Source organism: Rhodococcus sp. KB6 (assembly GCF_001445685.1).
GTDB classification, from domain to species: Bacteria; Actinomycetota; Actinomycetes; order Mycobacteriales; family Mycobacteriaceae; genus Rhodococcus_F; species Rhodococcus_F qingshengii.
This window is the reverse complement of record NZ_LNAK01000122.1, coordinates 23,840-41,875: the sequence shown is the minus strand read 5'-3', so window position 1 is coordinate 41,875 and position 18,036 is coordinate 23,840. Positions and strand designations below refer to the sequence as shown.

At 61.3% G+C, this 18,036-nt stretch carries 18 protein-coding genes; 13 read left to right on the top strand and 5 right to left on the bottom strand.

What is annotated here, in order from left to right:
- Positions 1 to 119: 119 nt before the first annotated feature.
- Positions 120 to 1,511 carry an amino acid permease gene (locus tag ASU23_RS18890; RefSeq protein ID WP_021333985.1) on the top strand — a complete coding sequence of 464 codons (1,392 nt, stop codon included), beginning with the start codon at positions 120 to 122 and terminating at the stop codon, positions 1,509 to 1,511.
- On the opposite strand, the gene ASU23_RS18885 is transcribed toward ASU23_RS18890, so the two are convergent.
- A complete protein-coding gene (locus tag ASU23_RS18885; protein WP_058038504.1) occupies positions 1,483 to 2,736 on the bottom strand; it encodes an FAD-binding oxidoreductase in 1,254 nt (417 codons plus the stop codon). The genes ASU23_RS18890 and ASU23_RS18885 overlap by 29 nt on opposite strands.
- A 156-nt stretch (positions 2,737 to 2,892) precedes the next feature.
- Positions 2,893 to 4,038, bottom strand: a complete 1,146-nt coding sequence (locus ASU23_RS18880; protein ID WP_003941492.1) for a CdaR family transcriptional regulator — start codon at positions 4,036 to 4,038, stop codon at positions 2,893 to 2,895.
- An 82-nt stretch (positions 4,039 to 4,120) separates the two neighbouring features.
- Between ASU23_RS18880 and ASU23_RS18875 the strand changes: the two genes are divergently transcribed.
- The 3 genes from ASU23_RS18875 to groL all read left to right on the top strand — a co-directional run bounded on the left by ASU23_RS18875 (position 4,121) and on the right by groL (position 7,444).
- A complete protein-coding gene (locus tag ASU23_RS18875) occupies positions 4,121 to 4,906 on the top strand; it encodes an HAD-IIA family hydrolase (RefSeq protein WP_020906711.1) in 786 nt (261 codons plus the stop codon).
- Positions 4,907 to 4,987: 81 nt separating this feature from the next.
- Positions 4,988 to 5,545, top strand: a complete 558-nt coding sequence (locus ASU23_RS18870; RefSeq protein ID WP_019744475.1) for a DUF6764 family protein — start codon at positions 4,988 to 4,990, stop codon at positions 5,543 to 5,545.
- Positions 5,546 to 5,818: 273 nt separating this feature from the next.
- Positions 5,819 to 7,444: a chaperonin GroEL gene (gene groL, locus ASU23_RS18865; RefSeq protein WP_003941476.1), complete on the top strand. Its 1,626-nt coding sequence runs from the start codon at positions 5,819 to 5,821 to the stop codon at positions 7,442 to 7,444.
- Between the two features lie 154 nt (positions 7,445 to 7,598).
- On the opposite strand, the gene ASU23_RS18860 is transcribed toward groL, so the two are convergent.
- Positions 7,599 to 8,435 (bottom strand): DUF559 domain-containing protein, encoded by an 837-nt coding sequence (locus tag ASU23_RS18860; RefSeq protein WP_054781533.1) that lies wholly within the window; start codon positions 8,433 to 8,435, stop codon positions 7,599 to 7,601.
- A gap of 565 nt (positions 8,436 to 9,000) precedes the next feature.
- Here ASU23_RS18860 and ASU23_RS34025 point away from each other — a divergent pair.
- The 7 genes from ASU23_RS34025 (at position 9,001) to ASU23_RS34290 (ending at position 13,690) form a co-directional block, all read left to right on the top strand.
- The gene (locus ASU23_RS34025) at positions 9,001 to 9,144 is read left to right on the top strand and encodes a hypothetical protein (protein WP_153212751.1); all 144 of its coding nucleotides are present in this window, start codon (positions 9,001 to 9,003) and stop codon (positions 9,142 to 9,144) included.
- Positions 9,145 to 9,193: 49 nt separating this feature from the next.
- Positions 9,194 to 9,325, top strand: coding sequence for a hypothetical protein (locus ASU23_RS35120; RefSeq protein ID WP_003941467.1), 132 nt, complete (start codon positions 9,194 to 9,196; stop codon positions 9,323 to 9,325).
- A 55-nt stretch (positions 9,326 to 9,380) separates the two neighbouring features.
- Positions 9,381 to 9,575, top strand: coding sequence for a hypothetical protein (locus ASU23_RS18855; RefSeq protein WP_031331808.1), 195 nt, complete (start codon positions 9,381 to 9,383; stop codon positions 9,573 to 9,575).
- Between the two features lie 467 nt (positions 9,576 to 10,042).
- Positions 10,043 to 11,503, top strand: coding sequence for a wax ester/triacylglycerol synthase domain-containing protein (locus ASU23_RS18850; RefSeq protein WP_058038503.1), 1,461 nt, complete (start codon positions 10,043 to 10,045; stop codon positions 11,501 to 11,503).
- 136 nt (positions 11,504 to 11,639) lie between these two features.
- Entirely contained in the window at positions 11,640 to 13,085 is a 1,446-nt protein-coding gene (locus ASU23_RS18845; protein WP_054781531.1) for a wax ester/triacylglycerol synthase domain-containing protein, read from the top strand.
- A 212-nt stretch (positions 13,086 to 13,297) separates the two neighbouring features.
- Positions 13,298 to 13,483 (top strand): hypothetical protein, encoded by a 186-nt coding sequence (locus tag ASU23_RS18840; protein WP_223304379.1) that lies wholly within the window; start codon positions 13,298 to 13,300, stop codon positions 13,481 to 13,483.
- A gap of 63 nt (positions 13,484 to 13,546) precedes the next feature.
- Complete coding sequence (locus ASU23_RS34290) at positions 13,547 to 13,690, top strand: hypothetical protein (protein WP_003941503.1); 144 nt, start codon at positions 13,547 to 13,549, stop codon at positions 13,688 to 13,690.
- 93 nt (positions 13,691 to 13,783) lie between these two features.
- On the opposite strand, the gene ASU23_RS18835 is transcribed toward ASU23_RS34290, so the two are convergent.
- Positions 13,784 to 13,987: a PspC domain-containing protein gene (locus ASU23_RS18835; RefSeq protein ID WP_003941534.1), complete on the bottom strand. Its 204-nt coding sequence runs from the start codon at positions 13,985 to 13,987 to the stop codon at positions 13,784 to 13,786.
- 145 nt (positions 13,988 to 14,132) lie between these two features.
- Between ASU23_RS18835 and ppk2 the strand changes: the two genes are divergently transcribed.
- Positions 14,133 to 15,047, top strand: a complete 915-nt coding sequence (gene ppk2, locus ASU23_RS18830; RefSeq protein WP_024487730.1) for a polyphosphate kinase 2 — start codon at positions 14,133 to 14,135, stop codon at positions 15,045 to 15,047.
- A gap of 51 nt (positions 15,048 to 15,098) precedes the next feature.
- Complete coding sequence (locus ASU23_RS18825; RefSeq protein ID WP_020906717.1) at positions 15,099 to 15,932, top strand: alpha/beta fold hydrolase; 834 nt, start codon at positions 15,099 to 15,101, stop codon at positions 15,930 to 15,932.
- A gap of 4 nt (positions 15,933 to 15,936) precedes the next feature.
- Here ASU23_RS18825 and ASU23_RS18820 read toward each other — a convergent pair whose 3' ends face one another.
- Entirely contained in the window at positions 15,937 to 17,988 is a 2,052-nt protein-coding gene (locus ASU23_RS18820; protein WP_058038502.1) for a prolyl oligopeptidase family protein, read from the bottom strand.
- Between the last annotated feature and the right edge of the window lie 48 nt (positions 17,989 to 18,036).

The following is an 18,036-nucleotide window of genomic DNA, read 5'->3' as shown; positions in this document are numbered from 1 at the left end:
GGACCATGTGTGTCAGGTCACTGTACGGCCGTCCAACAGGGTCGTGCGGGAACACGCGCGGTGGTAGCGGACAATGGTTCGCGCACGTATGACGATCCATCCGACTGGAGTACCGAGAAGTGAACAGCGACGCCGCGACGCAGGATGGCCTCAAGCGAGGGCTGACAGCGCGCCATATCCGCTTCATCGCCCTCGGATCAGCCATCGGAACCGGACTGTTCTACGGCAGCGCCGAGGCCATCAAACGAGCCGGCCCGTCGGTGCTCCTGGCCTACCTGATCGGCGGTATCGCGGTCTACCTGGTGTTGCGAGCGCTCGGCGAGATGGCGGTCCGTAACCCGGTTTCCGGTTCGTTCAGCGAGTACGCGAACAAGCACCTCGGACCACTCGCCGGTTTCATGACCGGGTGGACGTACACGTTCGAGATGGTGATCGTGTGCCTCGCCGACGTCACCGCCTTCGGCCTGTACATGCAGTTCTGGTTCCCGGACGTACCGAGATGGATCTGGGTTCTGGCTGTCGTCTTCTTCATCGGCGCGATAAACCTGTTGAGCGTCAAGGTGTTCGGCGAACTGGAATTCTGGTTCACGCTCGTGAAGATCACCGCCATCATCGCGATGATCGCCGGCGGCATCGCGATCATCGTGTTCGGATTCGGCGTTCACGACACCGATGCCGGAATCAGCCACCTCTGGTCGGACGGCGGGTTCTTCGCGACGGGCTTCGGCGGATTCGTCGCGTGTTTCGCGATCGTCATGTTCGCGTTCGGTGGCACCGAGATCATCGGTATCACCGCGGGCGAAGCCGAGGATCCGGCGCAGACCATCAGGAAAGCCGTCAACACGGTCCCGGTGCGCATCATTCTCTTCTACATCTGCACCCTCGCCGTCATCATGGCGATCATTCCGTGGCAGACCATCAACTCCGACAACAGCCCGTTCGTCCAGATCTTCGAGAACCTCGGATTGGGAACGGCCGCTTCGATCCTCAACATCGTTGTCATCACCGCGGCCCTGTCGGCCATCAACAGCGACGTTTTCGGTGCGGGTCGCATGATGTTCGGAATGTCGCATGCCGGCCAGGCCCCGCAGGTGATGAAGAGAGTCTCCGCCAACGGTGTTCCGTGGATGACCGTTGTCATCATGACCGTTGCCCTGTTGGTGGGAGTAGTGCTCAACTACCTGATCCCGGACCAGGTGTTCCTCGTCATCGCCTCGCTGGCGACCTTCGCCACCATTTTCGTCTGGATCATGATCCTGCTCTCGCAGTTCCGTTCCCGCGCTCAGATGAGTGCAGACGAAACAGCGGCACTGAAGTTTCCAGTGCCGCTGTGGCCGTACGGTCAGATCTTCGCGATCGTGTTCCTGGCTTTTGTCATCGTGTTGCTCGGCGTCATCGCCGATACCCGAGTTGCGCTGCTCGTCGGCGCCGGATGGCTGGTTCTGCTGACGGGCGCGTACTACAAGTGGGTGAAACCGGCTGTCAGCGCAGCGGATCGAAGTGACTCATGACGGTCGGCGTCTGAGCACCGGTCATCGAGTCGGCCACCATCTTTCCCGTCAACGGACCCAGAGCGATTCCCCACATCCCGTGGCCACCGGCGACGTGCACGCGCGGCGAGCGCGTGGCTCCGATCAACGGCAAGCCGTCGGTAGTGCACGGTCGTGATCCCACCCATTCCTCTTCCCGCGCAGTCCAGTCGATGCCGCTGAGCATCGGCTTGGCCGCATCGATGATCGCCTGCACGCGGCGCGGATCCAGCGGCGCGTCAGGGCTGCGGAATTCCATCATTCCGGCCACTCGGAAGCGATCGTGCAACGGAGTGCATGCGACGCGCTGGGTGGGGAAATACACAGGGTTCTTGGGGAGGTGCTCGGGCTTGACGCTGAAGCTGTATCCGCGTCCGGCCTGCACCAGTTTGCGCACACCGAACGGTGCTGCGAGCTTGTTCAAGCGGGCACCGCTCGAGATGACTACGGAGTCACCGTCGCGTGAATCACCGTGTGCACTGCGAACAGTGACTCCGCCGACCCGATCGTCGATCTGCGTGACGTCGACACCGCTGACGATTTCTCCACCGCGTTCACGAACCGCGTCCGCCAACGAGTTCACGAACAACGGGGGATCGATGAAACGCTGATTGCGCAGGCGCAAACCGGCTTTCACACCCTGGCCGAGTGAAGGCTCGAGCGAATGAATCGCGTCGTAGTCGAGGAGGTCGAAGTCGACCTCGCCGCCCGCGGCCTCGACGTGATGGAACTCGTCCACCAAAGTCTGTCGGTCCTTCTCGGATGCAAACGCGGCGAGGAAAGGATCGGCCAGGCGGGTCAGCTCTTTGACGCCACCGTCGGCGAGTTCGTCATACGCGCCCAAGGCTGTTCGGTTGACCTCGGTGTAGACCGACATCGCTTCCTGCCACTTCGACGGCGTGCAGTGGCGCGCGAACCCGACCAGGAACCGAATCAGCTTCAGATCGGTGGTCAGTGGCACGTACACCGGGGACGACGGGCTGAGCATCGCGCGCAAGCCGTATTGGAGCACTGCGGGTTCGGGCAGCGGAAGCGTCAATGCGGGGGCAAGCCAACCGGCGTTGCCCCAGCTCGCGTCGGCTGCGACCCCGTCGCGATCGACGACGGTGACCTCGACTCCACGTTCCTGCAAGAACCAGGCCGTCGACAATCCGACAACGCCCGCACCGACCACGACCACACGATCGGGGCTCTGACGAGTTCCCATGACGCACTCCTTCTACAGACTCTGCTCGAACCGAGACGCCGGTCACATCCGGCTCTTCTCTCAAGCATGAATCGCGGGGGCGGCAAAAGGACTGGCCGTTCGGCCATCGTCGGAGCTACCTCGTTGTGGATTCGCACAACGCACCGCCGCGCCTGCTCAGCGAGCGAGTTTGAACTGCAGCATCAGAATCAAGCGGGTGTCGGCGTCGGTCAGGTCGACGCCGCACATCTCCTTGCCTCGACGCAGGCGGTTGCGGAGCGTGTTGGGGTGAACATGCAGTGCGGCAGAAGAATTCGCCACGTCACCGCCGTGCTCGAGAAAGGCCTTTGCCGTCGCGACCAGATCGCTGCCGTGCTGAGAGTCGTGACGTTCGAGGCTTCCGAGTGGTGTGGAGTCGCCGAGTCCGTCGATGATGTCGGCGACGTGCAGGGCGAGAACGGAGGCCAACGTGTCCCTCATTCCCGCGACGGTTCCGCCGGACCGGCCATGACGAAGCGCTCCGAGAACATGGTCGGTGTCCGAGCGCGAAAGATGTGATTCGCTTGCAGACTTCACTGTCCGACCGACGGCCACTGCCAGGAATTCGCGGCCACGGGCGCGGGTGAGGAAGTCGGCGGACAATCGGCGAGCGTTGGTCTCGTCGGTCGCGATGACAAGGTAGATGGTCTCGGACAGTTGAGCGGCAACGGCGTCGACGGCCAGAGTGTCGAGGTACAAGCTCAAGGACGCGACCAACCCCGCCGGCAGTGGTCCCGCAACGGTTCCGACGGCGACGACGGTGAGCGGGCCTGCCAACCGCAAGTCGTCTGCGGCGCGGAATGCGGGTTCGCCACCGCCGATCAGAGCTTGGACGCGCTGGGATTGGCGACGGCGTGTGCTGTCGACCCGGTCACGCTCCGAGGCGATTCTCTCGGCCACGACAGATACCGCGGATCGAAGTATCGATTCCTGTGTGGGCGTCGGTGTTCCGGCGAGTGCGACCCAGATCGAGCCGACGGGGTGATCGTTCTCGCGAACTGCGATGACCAGGCGCGGCGTGATCGCAGGGTCTTCGAGATCAACGTAGATTGGGTCGCTCTCTCGGTGGAGACGATCGAATACTCCTGCATCGGAGAGTAATTGGCGGAATCGGCTGGGTACCTGCCGGCCGAGGATCGTGCCGATGCGGGCTTCGTCCACGGCCTGCTCGCCGCCGGAGTACGCGAGGACAGTCGAGTTCTCGTCCTCGATCGTGACGGGAGCGCCGAGCAATTCGGCCAGAGAACCGGCAACGGAGAATAGGTCGTCGTCGCGCAGGTCCATGGGTGGGAGCCTACTGAGCGATCGACGGATTTCGGGTTCCGACGCCTCGGCAGGACCTCGATGGCGAATATAGGCTGGTGCAATGGCCGACATCGAAGGTGTTCTGTTCGATATCGACGGAGTCCTGCTCACGTCCTGGCAGCCGATCGAGGGAGCAGGGGAAGCCGTACGCGAAGTTCGGCGGCGGGGATTGGCCTGTGGGTTTCTGACCAACACCACTTCGCGCAGTTCGTCGCTCATCGCGCAGGGGTTGTGCGACGCCGGTATCGAGGTCGAGGCGAGCCAGATAGTTACTGCCGCCAGGCTCACAGGGGAGTACGTGCGGGCGACGTATCCGGACGCGCGGGCGTGGGTCCTCAATCACGGTGACGTGTCTGCCGATCTCGAGGGAATCGAATTCGACGACGCCGATCCTGAGGTCGTGATTCTCGGCGGTGCCGGCCCGGAGTTCACTCACGAGGCGCTGAGCCGAGTGCTCGAACTTCTGCTCGCCGGTGTGCCCGTCGTCGCGATGCACCGCGGGATGATGTGGGAGACCGTAGACGGCCTTCGGATCGACACCGGAACGTACTTGCCGGGCTTCGAGGAAGTGGCAGGTGTAAATATCGCCGCAGTGGGTAAACCGTCTCTCACGGGGTTCCTGACAGCCACGGAGCTGATGCATGTCGAACCTGAGGCGACGGTGATGGTCGGCGACGACCTGATCGGGGACGTCCTCTCCTCACAACGAGTCGGCTTGACCGGAGTTCTGGTGCGCACAGGCAAGTTTCGGCAAACAGTGCTCGATCTGTCGGTTCAGAAGCCTGATCATGTCATCGATTCGGTCGCGGATCTTCCGGCCCTTCTCGGGGTCGTCCTCGAGGCTTGACCAGGCGGGGGTGACGGACTTCACTCGAGCGGGTACTCTCGCGCCCGAATCCAATGAACTTGTTCCACGAAGGAGTTTTCTATGCCCTTGATCTCGTCAGTCTGGTTCCGTCGCTCATCCTCTCGAGTCAGCGGAATTTCCAGTAGTCGGTTGGGGGGCCGCCTGGCGAGAACAGGGGCTGTGATGACTGTAGGTATGGGGCTCGCCGCCGGGCTGGCGCTGACCGGTGCGGGAGCTGCTTCGGCAGCCCCCGTCACGTGTGTCTCGCCGCCGTCGGCCAATGACATCCAGGTCTCCGAGACCGCGAGCTGCGGCGCGCAGTCCGTCGGAGCCGGCCGTTCGCAGGCCGGTGCTGCCGAGAGCGGTACCGCTGTGAGCGTCGCCGCCGACAACGGCTACTCCAATTCATATGCAAACGGCTTCGGAACCGCGCTGGGGGCTTCTCGCGGTAACGGTCAGGCGCAGGCATTTGCGCTCGGCGGCGGTATCGCGCGGGCCGGGGCGGCTGACGGCAACGTCACCTTCGCCATCGCTGGTTACGGAGCGGGCGCTACGGCCGATGCCAATGGCGTCGACTGCGTCGGAGTGCTCTCGTTTGCGGTCAATTTGAGTAACGGACAGTTCTGCATCGCGGGCTGAGGCTCAACCTTGCACTCGGCACGCTCGAGTGCTAAAAATGCAGTTGGCACTCGCGAACCGTGAGTGCCAGGTCGAGGCAGTGAGACCGGGAACCATAGACACCCCCGGTCGTCCGTCGCGGGCACTGACTAGACCACAGGCGTAGATGGGTGACCAGGCAAATCGGTCGCCCGTGTAATGAGGTGACTGGTCAAACGGTCGCCTTGTGCCGATGAGGTGACCCGACGAGCGGTCACCTTGTGTGTCACCCCCTATCCGGAGGATCACTTCGCAATGGCAAAGATCATCGCGTTCGACGAAGAGGCACGTCGCGGCCTCGAGCGAGGCCTCAACGCCCTCGCCGACGCTGTCAAGGTGACGTTGGGCCCCAAGGGTCGCAACGTCGTTCTCGAAAAGAAGTGGGGCGCCCCCACGATCACCAACGATGGTGTTTCCATCGCCAAGGAGATCGAACTCGACGACCCGTACGAGAAGATCGGCGCCGAGCTCGTCAAGGAGGTCGCCAAGAAGACTGACGACGTCGCTGGCGACGGCACCACCACCGCTACCGTTCTCGCACAGGCTCTGGTCCGTGAAGGCCTGCGCAACGTCGCAGCCGGCGCGAACCCGCTCGGCCTCAAGCGCGGCATCGAGAAGGCTGTCGAGGCTGTCACAGCTCGCTTGCTCGAGACCGCCAAGGAGATCGACACCAAGGAGCAGATCGCTGCTACCGCCGGTATTTCCGCCGGCGACCCGTCCATCGGTGAGCTCATCGCCGAGGCTATGGACAAGGTCGGCAAGGAAGGCGTCATCACGGTCGAGGAGTCCAACACCTTCGGCCTGCAGCTCGAGCTCACCGAGGGCATGCGCTTCGACAAGGGCTACATCTCGGCGTACTTCGCCACCGATGCAGAGCGTCAGGAAGCCGTCCTCGAAGACGCGTACATCCTGCTCGTCAGCTCCAAGATCTCCACGGTCAAGGACCTGCTGCCCCTGCTGGAGAAGGTCATCCAGTCCGGCAAGCCGCTCCTGATCATCGCCGAGGACGTCGAGGGCGAAGCTCTCTCCACCCTCGTGGTCAACAAGATCCGTGGCACCTTCAAGTCTGTTGCCGTCAAGGCTCCCGGCTTCGGTGACCGTCGTAAGGCTCAGCTCGCCGACATCGCCATCCTCACCGGTGGCGAGGTCATCAGCGAAGAGGTCGGACTCTCCTTGGAGACCGCAGGCCTCGAGCTCCTCGGCCAGGCACGCAAGGTCGTCATCACCAAGGACGAGACCACCATCGTCGAGGGTGCCGGCGACGCCGACGCAATCGCCGGTCGTGTCAGCCAGATCCGCGCCGAGATCGAGAACAGCGACTCGGATTACGACCGTGAGAAGCTGCAGGAACGTCTGGCCAAGCTGGCCGGCGGCGTTGCAGTCATCAAGGCCGGCGCTGCTACCGAGGTCGAGCTCAAGGAGCGCAAGCACCGCATCGAAGATGCAGTGCGTAACGCAAAGGCAGCCGTCGAAGAGGGCATCGTCGCCGGTGGTGGCGTTGCACTTCTCCAGGCAGCTCCCGCACTGGACGACCTCAAGCTCGAAGGTGACGAGGCAACCGGCGCGAACATCGTTCGCGTTGCACTGTCCGCTCCGCTCAAGCAGATCGCATTCAACGCAGGCCTCGAGCCCGGCGTTGTTGCGGACAAGGTCTCCAACCTGCCCGCAGGTCACGGCCTCAACGCTGCGACCAACGAGTACGGCGACCTGCTCGCTGCAGGCATCAACGACCCGGTCAAGGTCACCCGCTCGGCACTGCAGAACGCAGCGTCCATCGCGGCTCTGTTCCTGACGACCGAAGCCGTTGTCGCTGACAAGCCCGAGAAGGCCGGAGCGCCTGCAGGCGATCCGACCGGCGGCATGGGCGGCATGGACTTCTGAGTCCATCTCCACCTAGCTCCTAGAGCCCGGCCCACCGTTTGGTGGGCCGGGCTTTTGCTTGTGCGGAGGTATTTGCGGGCATTTTTGTCCACTACTGCGACGCGATCGCGGTTTCCCGTTGCGCGCTCGATGCTGTGTGCGTTTACGCCCGCGCTTACGCCCGGTTGTGTCGGCGTCTTCGGACCACTGTGATGATTTCGTCCGCCACAGCGTCGAGATGGGCCATCGCGGTGGCGGCGGAGTAACGCAACACCATCCATCCGTCGAGAACGAGTGCGTTCTGACGCCGTCGATCGTTGTTGAAAGTTGCGGGGTCGGTATGGAATTCGCGCCCGTCGATCTCCACGATCACCCGGGCTCGCGTGTCGACCAGATCGCCGAAGTAGGGTCCGACCCGAGCGTTGATCTCCAGGTGAACGTTGCGCGCAGTCAGTGCACGGGCGACTGCTCGCTCCGGTTCCGAACGAGTGAGCGGGCAACAGGTGCGGAGTTGTTCGCGTACGGCGGGGATCCCGTGCCTGCCGCGGCTCGCATCACACAGTTGGGCTATCGACTTCCACGGCACTCGGGTCGATACCGCCGCGTCGAAGAAGGCCTCGAGTGCGGGCCGTGGCAACGTGGTCGCGACGTCGATGAAGCACTGCTCGATCGGCACGATCGGTAAACCCATCCACTCATCCGACGAGACTCCTGTTCGTCGGTGAAGCCGTACCCACTGCGGACTGGCTGCTCGGACGCTGGGAGCCACGGTGGCCTCGACGAAGAGTGGTTCCTCCGGCAGGAGATCCCACAGCCAGGCTGCGCTGGTATGGCTGAGGACGGCCTCAGGCTTCCACAGTGTGACCGCGACGCAACGCTCGAAGTATCCAGGTTCTTCGGTGGAGTACACCGACGGCAGGATTCGATGGAGTCGCCCTGACCGCGTGGATCGGGAGATCGAACTGCGCGAAGTGCCCTGCTCGAGCAACTGGTTTCTTGTGACAACTTCCACGTATGCACTGTGGCGGCAAGAGCCTGACGACGCGGATTCAGAAGCCACTTTGTGGATGGCCGCGTGTGTGTGGACAACCTCATGGCGTAACAGGTGTATCGAGAAGGTGGGGAACGAGAAGCTTCATCTATCCGAATGTTGAAGGATGTTTGATATTTTCCGTCCCGATTGTTCGCCTCCGCTAACCTGTGAAGTGCGGATACGTCTAGTTCTTTTGGTGGATAATTCTGTCCTGAATACCCTCAAGTACTAAGCCTTTCGGACGACGTAAATTCCGGTTGCTATTCCATTTTGCTCGATTTTCAGGCGTCTTGGACGCTAGACCTGCGAATATGGAACAGGTTTCAGATCCATCTGAAATTCTTGGGCAAAAAGCACCCAAACCGGATCCTATTGCACTACCTTGATGTCAGTCACAGCCGCGGAAAGTGGGCACCAGCCCCGGAGGATCTCGGCTTCATCGTTCGACTGGGATTCTTTAATTGCTGCTCGGACCGGTTCTTTGTGGGCTGCATCAAGCATTCCAATGTAAATGTTCCGTGAGTATTCGCGGCCAATCGAAAGCGTGGGATTCAATATGATCGTCATGTTCCTGCAGACAACGGCGGCATTGTTCACCGACCTGCTGGGTAACGTCTGGTCCGGTTCGCTCATGCCGGGAATCGACGGGGTCACCGGATCGTTGGTTTCGGCAATCGACCTCAGTTGACGGCACCTGCAAGTTCTTCTTCCAATGTTTTTGATGACAGGAGCGAATGATGGATCTGGGATCGATTGCGGACGTTCTCGAGGGCGAGGCCGGGGGGTTGATCAAAAACATTCTCGGGATGGCTTTGTTTACCCCGTTTATCGCCTCGGTTGACTTCGGCTGGTTCCCGAACGTCGACTGAGAAGTGAATTGCTTTAGCCAGTGAACGAAATCAATCTCAAGGAGTGTGAAATACGGTGGACACAGCTAGTTTGATAGGTGCGCTCGCAAGCGTTGACGTCGGATCCCTCGTGGATCCACTGTTCTACTTGGTCAAGGTCGTTGACGGAATCTTCGTGTCGATCACCGGAAGCCTCAACATGGGCGGTGCGCTCGGTGAGGCTGCGGCGGGCAGCGTCCAATCGGTCCTCGGCTCCGTAGCCGGCCTGTAAAAGGAGAAGGAGAAAAGATGTTCGATCTCTTCCTGGACTACCTGTCCAAGATCGTCGATTTCGGATCGGTCGATCTCGTGGGCACGTTTGTGAAGTATTTGAACGCGCTGTCGTCTTCCCCCACGCCATAGAAAGAACGGAATCGGTCATGCTGCAAACTTATTTAACCGGAATGATCACGTGGGTATCGAACATGCTTGGTCTCACTTCCACTGGAAGCAAGATCATCAAGGATCCTCCACAAAAGCCGTGATCACTCCAGCGACTGCATCATATTGTTCGGTTGTCGAGGACAGCATCGTAGCGGAGCAGTCAGGCGAACCTGCACAACCTGCACTTGCTTGAAACTTTGGTCCCCGTAGCCCTCTGGCTTCGGGGACCATCGGTTTTGCAATCACTGGCCTCATAGTCACAAGCTTTGCACTCAGGCGAATGTGCGGGCAACCAGCCGCGATACAAGGAGTTCAATGGGCGCGTCCAACACGTCAGGCGCAAGGATGGCGCAGCTGAACCCACGCGATGCCGAATTCATCTATCACGAGGGCGCTGGTCACCTGAACCATCTGATCGCTGTGTACTTCTTCGAGACATCGTTGCACCCAAGCGCGGAATTCACGGCAGAACAGGCAGTGGACTGGGTTACCGCACGCCTCGGATGTGATCGCATGTTCACTCAACGAGTCCAACGGACTCCGTTGGGACTGGACCATCCCTACTGGGTGACAGACCCTGACTTCGACGTCCGAAAGCACGTGTACGTCAACAAGATCAACGACACAGGATGGGCAGCGCTGCAAAAGCCGTTGAGCGCGTTGTTGACCACGAAGATGGACCTGCGCCGTCCGCCGTGGGAACTGCACTTCTTCGTAGGTTTGGAGGGACTTGAAGAATTGCCGGGCCGACTGACGGCGGTGGTGCTCAAGTCTCACCACAGTGCAGCTGACGGTATCGCCATCAGGACGTTGGGCGAGGCTATCTTTTCGGGCAAGGTGCAGCAGGCTGGGTCCGAACCGTCTGTGCCGTTTGTGCGAGCGAGGATATTCACCAAGTCGCTACTGGGGTTTCCCGGCCGAATATATCGCTTCGCAAGGCAGGTACCAGGCAACCGACGCGCTCAGAGAGATGCTGACGCTGCGAAGAAGGCAGGAGAATGGGTGGAGAGCCTCAACGAGAGGCCTGCAATTCGATTCAACGGCAAGGTGAGTGGAGCTGCCTCACTCGAACCGATGACAATGTCCGGGGAGCAGGTCCGTGAGATCAAGGATTCGGTGCCCGGTGCCACTGTCAACGACGTTCTACTCGCCGTTGTCGGAGGCGCTCTGACGCGCTACCTCACGGAAAAGGATGAAAGGCCAAGCGATTCCTTGATCGCGATGGTTCCTCGCTCGGTGCGTAAGGTCGAAGCGTGGGAGTCGGCGAATCAGTTGGTGGCTCTGCTGGTGGATATGCACACCCAGGTCGAGTCCCCATTGGAGAGGTTGGCGCTCATTTCGAGTTCGGCACGGTCGGAGAAGGCGCGCACGTCCCATCCCGCGGTCAGGCGTGCCGGGGCCGCAGTCGAGACCACGCCCGCGCCTTTGATGAGATTGATGGCGTATGCGCGCAAGCAGAACGATCACAGCCTCGATCGACCGCGTTACCAGCACACGATGGTGAGTAACATTCCACTCTCGGTCGAAGGGTTGACGCTTGCCGGCGCCCCGGGCGCGGCTGTGCTTGCAGTGCAAGCGCCCATCGACGGGGATGGGCTACGGCATTTCATGGTCGCCGCAGCAGGTGGGGGACTGACCCTCAACGTCATCGCGGATACCGCGACCATGCCCGATCTCCACCATTACATCGAACTACTGCGAGCAAGTTTCGATGACTTGGCAGCGGCAGCCGCGATGCAGACTGCGGATTCACCTAACCAAGAGGTTGCCTCCTGATCGATCGGAATCGCAGGCACCTTCTCCGATTGCTGGATTTGGTGACACCCAACGATTCCGAGCAGAACCCAGAGGATCTGCATGTCAGCTCGCTACAATTCGGACATTCGTTCAGCGTCGGAATTGAGGGGCATGCATGATCTTTCGGAACTCGTTGCCAGCCGCGGTATCTCAGATGGGACCGCGAGACGCGGAGTTCGTCTACAACGAGTCCGGCGGACATCTGAGCCACATGGTCTGCGCCTACTTCTTCGACACGACGGGCCATCCGCTCGCAGAGATGACGCACGACGACGCGGTTCGGTGGATCACCGAAAGATTCGGGTACTGGCCACTGTTCACGAGTCGACTCCAGCGAGTTCCGCTGGATCTGGACTATCCCTATTGGGTCCCGGCCGATTTCGACGTCGATGATCACGTGCACGTCCATCGTGCCCCTGTTGCCGGGTGGGCCCCGGTTCGTGAATTGCTCGGGCGCTCGCTCGGGGAGCCGATGGACCTGTCCCGGCCGCCCTGGGAGTTGCACGTCATGACCGGCGTGCACGGGATCGACGAGCTGCCGGGCAATCTGACGCTGATCATGCTCAAGACCCACCACGGGGCTGGTGACGGTCTGGCGATCCGCGATCTGACCAACCTTCTGTTCTCCGGTCCGCCGAAGCCGGAGACGAAGCGTGCCGGTTCGGGGCTTTCGTCGCTGGATTTGATCGGGCGCACGGTCGTCGGTTTGCCCGGCCAGGCGATCCGTTTCGGCCGGGGTCTGTCCGTGACAAAGGTTGCGGCCGAGACGGTTCGGGAGGCGGAAGAGGCCGGAGAGCTGCCTACGTACTCGGCCGACCGCCTACCGACCCGATTCAACGGCGTGCTGGGCGGAGACATCACGATCGATTTCCTGACGCTGGACGGCGCAGACATCAAAGCGATCCGAGCGGCCGTTCCGGACGTGACGGTCAACGACATCTTCCTGACCGTGGTCGCCGGTGCTCTCGACGCATACCTGTCGGAAAAGGGCGAGAAGTCGGCCAGTGGGTTGGCGGCGATGGTTCCCCGATCGATGCGGCAGATAGCCGAATGGGAATCGGCCAACCAACTGGCGCTGTTGACGGTCGATCTGCACACGGACGTCGAAGATCCGGTCGAGCGGCTGACACTGATCAGGGATTCGGCGCTGATGGCAAAGGGGCGGAGTTCGCACCCAGCCGTCCGTCGTTACGGCACACGCATCGAAACCTCGCCTGCGGCTCTGCTCAGACTCACCGGTCTCTCGCGTCGGCTCAACAAGCTGGACCCTTCGCACAAGGTCATTCAGAACACGACGATCAGCAATGTCCCGGTATCGGTCGACGGCAATGTTTTCGAAGGTGCGCCGGCGGTGGCAGTTCTCGGCGGGCAGGCGCCGGTCGACGGAGATATTCTGCGCCACTTCCTCATTGCCGCGCGTGGAGGTTCTCTGACGCTCAATGTCATCGTCTCGCAAGAGACGATGCCGGATATCGAGCACTACGTCGAATTGTTGCGGGTGGGGTTCACGACGCTTTTGCAGGCAGTTTCTGACCAAAATCGTGAGGTAGTCGAACGATAAAGTGCAACTTGCGTCGGAACTTGTGGTGAATCGACGATTTGTGTTCGGGAAATTTCTGTCGAATTCATCCTAATTAAGGTAATTGTCCGTAGTGGTGTCGAGTCGTTATCTCGCGGATTAATGTGACTGTCGACACGTCGAGTGTCTACCGCCGGACTGGTTCGATAATCGTCACCGACGGTAAAAAGAATCACCTACGCGAGGAGCTGAACATGGGTTCGTTGATGGATATTCTCGGTGGTCCGAATGGGGACGGTGCACCGATGCAGGCTTTGCTGACAATGCTGCTGGGATTGGACAATGTCGGTGCAAACCTCTTCGGTTCACTGGCTGACACCGCCGGTGGAATCTTCGGATCTCTCGACACCCTCAGCTTTACGCCGCCTGTCGTTCCCTGAGTTTTCTGATCGGCGTCATTTGCTCGTCCCAAGTGAACCACTGAACATCTAAAGGAGAACGTCATGCTTGAAGGATCTGTCATGGACGCTGCCGGCTCAGTCGGTGCGATCATCGGTCAGGGGTTGGGCAGCGTCAGTGGCCTGGCCGTCAAGGGTCTCGAGGCCCTCGCTGCGCTCAGCGGTGGAGAGTTGAAGGCCGCCAAGTAGATTGTTGATTTCGGGGCCTGCTCGTGTTGGCGCGTAGGCCCCGAAATACCTTTTGTCGGCGCGTAATTCTCGCCATGTCAGGTGCCGGAATCCTCAACCTAACGGCATGAGCATCCAGGCGGCGAGATATACCAAAGCCGCGGTTCCGCCCGTGCAAATAGCGGCGATAACGGCGAGTAGACGGACAAGATTGACGTCGGCGCCGAAGTAATCTGCAATTCCGCCGCACACTCCGGCGAACATTTTCTTGTCGTTGGAACGGGTGAAGGGGCGAGGTGTGTTGCTTTCGAATGTCATGCTTCAATTCTGAAGCGAGATCGCATCAGGCACCATCGGGGACGACCCCCATCTGCACCCTGATCTTTTGAGCCCGTCGTGTCATACCCCGGTAGTTCATCCCAGCTTCACCGAACGGTTGCTGCGGGAGACTACCTTGTCGGCGGTGACCGATTTAGCAGAACGCCGACCGTTCCTCAGCGCCTTCGCGGATCTCTCGACCGCCGTCGATCTGGCCGACACCGCCGCCTTCACCGTCGACGACAATGACGACGACGATCCGGTGCTGCTGACGTCGCCGGACGGTTTCGAGGTCGACACCTGGCGGGAGGGCTACCCGTACGACGCACGGATGCCTCGGGACGAGTACGAAATGTCCAAGCGTCTGCTGCAGATCGAACTCCTCAAGCTGCAGAACTGGTCGAAGGAAACCGGCGCACGGCACGCCATCGTGTTCGAAGGACGCGACGCTGCCGGCAAGGGCGGAACGATCAAACGATTCATGGAGCACCTCAATCCTCGCGGCGCACGGGTCGTCGCATTGGAGAAGCCGTCGGCCCGCGAGTCGACGCAGTGGTACTTCCAGCGCTACGTGCAGCACCTTCCGGCTGCCGGGGAACTGGTGATGTTCGATCGGTCTTGGTACAACCGGGCCGGGGTCGAGCGGGTCATGGGTTTCTGCACCGACGAGGAGCATGAGCGATTTCTGCGCCAGGTGCCGTTGTTCGAGCAGATGCTCGTCGACGACGGCATCAGCTTGATCAAGTTCTGGTTCTCGGTTTCCCCGCTGGAGCAGCGCACGCGGTTCGCGATCAGACAGGTCGATCCCGTGCGGCAGTGGAAGCTTTCGCCGATGGACATCGCTTCTCTGGACAAGTGGGATGCGTACACGGCGGCGAAGGAAGAGATGATCCGGTTCACCGATACCGACACCGCTCCGTGGACCGTCATCAAGAGCAATGACAAGAAACGCGCACGGATAAACGCGATGCGTCACGTGCTCAGTCAGTTCGATTACGACAACAAGGATTACGAGATCGTGGGTACTCCGGATCCGCTGATCGTGGGAAGCCTCGAATAGTCGGCGCGTGGGCTCTGCCCATCCGCGGCGTGGGTGGTTAGTGTGAGTTGAATGGAGACCGTACCGATCCAACTCCCCGACGGCACCGTGACCCCGATCCGTCTGTTTCCCGGACCGAACGACGACGCACCCGTGGTGGTGATGTTGCCCGGGCTCGGAGTTCCCGCCGGGTTCTACGATCCGGTGGCGCAGGCCCTGGTCGAAGCCGGCTTCAATGCGGCCATCGGTGAACTGCGTGGCCAAGGTGACAGCAAACCGCGCCCGAGCGCGTCGAGTGTTTTCGGATATCAGGAACTGGTCTCGATCGATTGTCCGGCGACGTTCGAGGTGGTGCGTGAGCGGTTTCCGGCCAGCACACCATTTCTGATGGGGCACAGCATGGGCGGCCAGATCGGGGTCATGTACGCGTCGAGGATTCGGGGCCGGCTCGGCGGACTGATCCTGGTTGCCTCCGGATCGCCGTATCACCGCGGATTCCCCGGAATCCGTGCGCCCGGACTCTATCTGGGTTCGTCCGCGATGTCGGTGACAGCCAACATCGCCGGCTTCTGGCCTGGAGACCGGGTCAACGTCGGCGGCTTCGGTCGACAGTCGAAAGTACTGATCACCGATTGGGCCCGGTTCGCCAGGACCGGTCGCATGGAACCCGTCGGTGCGGATATCGACTACGAGGAGCGGATCGCTCGCCTGACCTTGCCGGTTCTGTCGATCACGATCGAAGGGGACGATCTCGCTCCACGCCGGTCGGCAAAGAACCTGGTGGACAAGCTCTCCGGGGCCCAAGTGACGATGACGCACATCGACGAACCACTCGGTCACAACGGTTGGATACGCAATCCCACCGCTGTGAGCGAGCGCGTCGTCGCGTGGTTGCGCGACCGCTGAAAGATCAGGCGAGTTTCTGCCAGAGGAACTCGTAGGTCAGCGCAGTCTTGAAGGCCAGCTGAGCATTGTCCGCGGCGCCGCCGTGGCCACCCTCGATGTTCTCGAAATACAGCACCGGCTTGCCCAGCTCTTCCAGCCGTGCGGCCATCTTGCGGGCATGCGCGGGGTGGACGCGGTCGTCGCGGGTGGACGTCGCGATCAGGATCGGTGGGTACGACGCGGCGGCGTCGATGTTCTGATACGGCGAGTACTCCGAGATGAATGCCCACTCCTCCGGGACATCGGGGTCACCGTATTCGGCCATCCACGAAGCGCCGGCCAGCAGGAGATGGAATCGGCGCATGTCCAGCAGCGGGACCTGACAGACGATGGCGCCGAAGAGCTCGGGGTACTTGGTCAGCATGATGCCCATCAGCAGGCCGCCGTTGCTACCGCCCTGAGCTGCCAGAAGATCCGGGGTCGTGATTCCGCGATCGACGAGGTCTCTCGCGACGGCAGCGAAGTCTTCGTGCACCTTGTGGCGCCCGGCCTTGAGAACCTGTGTGTGCCAACCGGGTCCGTACTCGCCGCCACCACGAATGTTCGCAACCACATAGGTTCCGCCCTGCGTCAGCCAGGCACGGCCCAGAGAACCGCTGTACGACGGTGTCAGCGAGATCTCGAATCCGCCGTACCCGTAGAGCAGGGTAGGGCCGGGCTCGCTACGCGGACTGCGCACCACGAAGTACGGAACTTGGGTGCCGTCGGCAGAGGTGGCGAAGAACTGCTCCGTGGTGATGCCCTCGGCGTCGAAGAACGCGGGAGCCTGCTTGAGGGCAGTGGGTTCGGTTTCGCCGATCACGCCGTGCAAAAGAGTTGCAGGGGAGGTGTATCCACTCGAATTGACGAAGTACTCGTTGCTGACATCAGGGTCGGTGTCGAGAATTTCGATACTGGTCAGTTCTGGAAGCCCTTCGAAAGGTCGATCCTCCCAGCCGTTTTCGCCCGGCGTCAGGATTCGCAGCGTCGTGCGCACGTCGGTCAGGACCACCAGAATCAGATGATCGCGTGTCCAGGTGTAGTGCTCGAGCGAGGAATGTGCGTCGGGTTCGAAGATCGATGTCAGTGCTCGTGAGCCGGCAAGGAAATCGTCGTAACGGATGGCAAGCAGTGCGCCGGTCGGATATTCGGTGTCCTCGACGGCCCACACGGACTTGGTGCGGATCAACAACCACTCGTGGTGAATCGAGATCCCGGCGTCCTCGGGGACGTCCACGAGCACCAGTTCACCGTCGGGGCGAACTTCGAAATGCTGAGAGTTGTAGAAATCGACCGAGCGAGTGACGAAGTCCCGTTCGAACCCGGGCGTCGGATCGTGCGAAGCCGAGATGGCCACGTCCGTGGCCTGGCCCGCGTAGACGGTCTCGGCGCTGGAGAGGGGAGTGCCGCGCTTCCACCGCTGGGCCAGACGGGGATATCCGGAATCGGTGAGCGACCCCGGTCCGATATCCGTTCCGACGTAGACGGTATCGATGTCGATCCAGTCGATGTCGGTCTTGGCCTCGGGAAGGTAGAAGCCGGGATTCTCGCCCTCGGGAGCGAGGAACTCGCGCTTGTCGATGTCGAACTCGCGAACGACCGCCGCGTCTGCCCCGCCGCGGGAGAGGCTGATCAATGCACGGTTGCGGTGTGGCCGTAGAAGTTGCGTGCCCTTCCAGACCCAGTTCTCGCCCTCGGCCTCGGCCAGGGCGTCGAGGTCGACCAGGACGTCCCATTCCGGGTCGTCGGTGACGTACTGATCGAACGTCGTGCGTCGCCACAATCCGCGAACGTGGGTGCTGTCGCGCCAGAAGTTGTAGAGGAACTCACCTCGACGGCGGACGTAGGGGATTCGCGCGTCGGTATCGAGGATCTCGCGCACGTCGCTCTGTAGTCGATCGAAGCGCTCGTTGTCGGTGAGCTGCTCCTCGGTCACGGCATTGTGCTGACGGACCCAATCGAGTGCAGACTCACCGGTCACGTCTTCGAGCCAGAGGTAGGGGTCGTCGCCGGTGGTGGGCTGCTGATCGGAAGTCATACGTCCATTCTTACTGCTCGCTCCCGACAGCACTCGACCCCGCTCCCG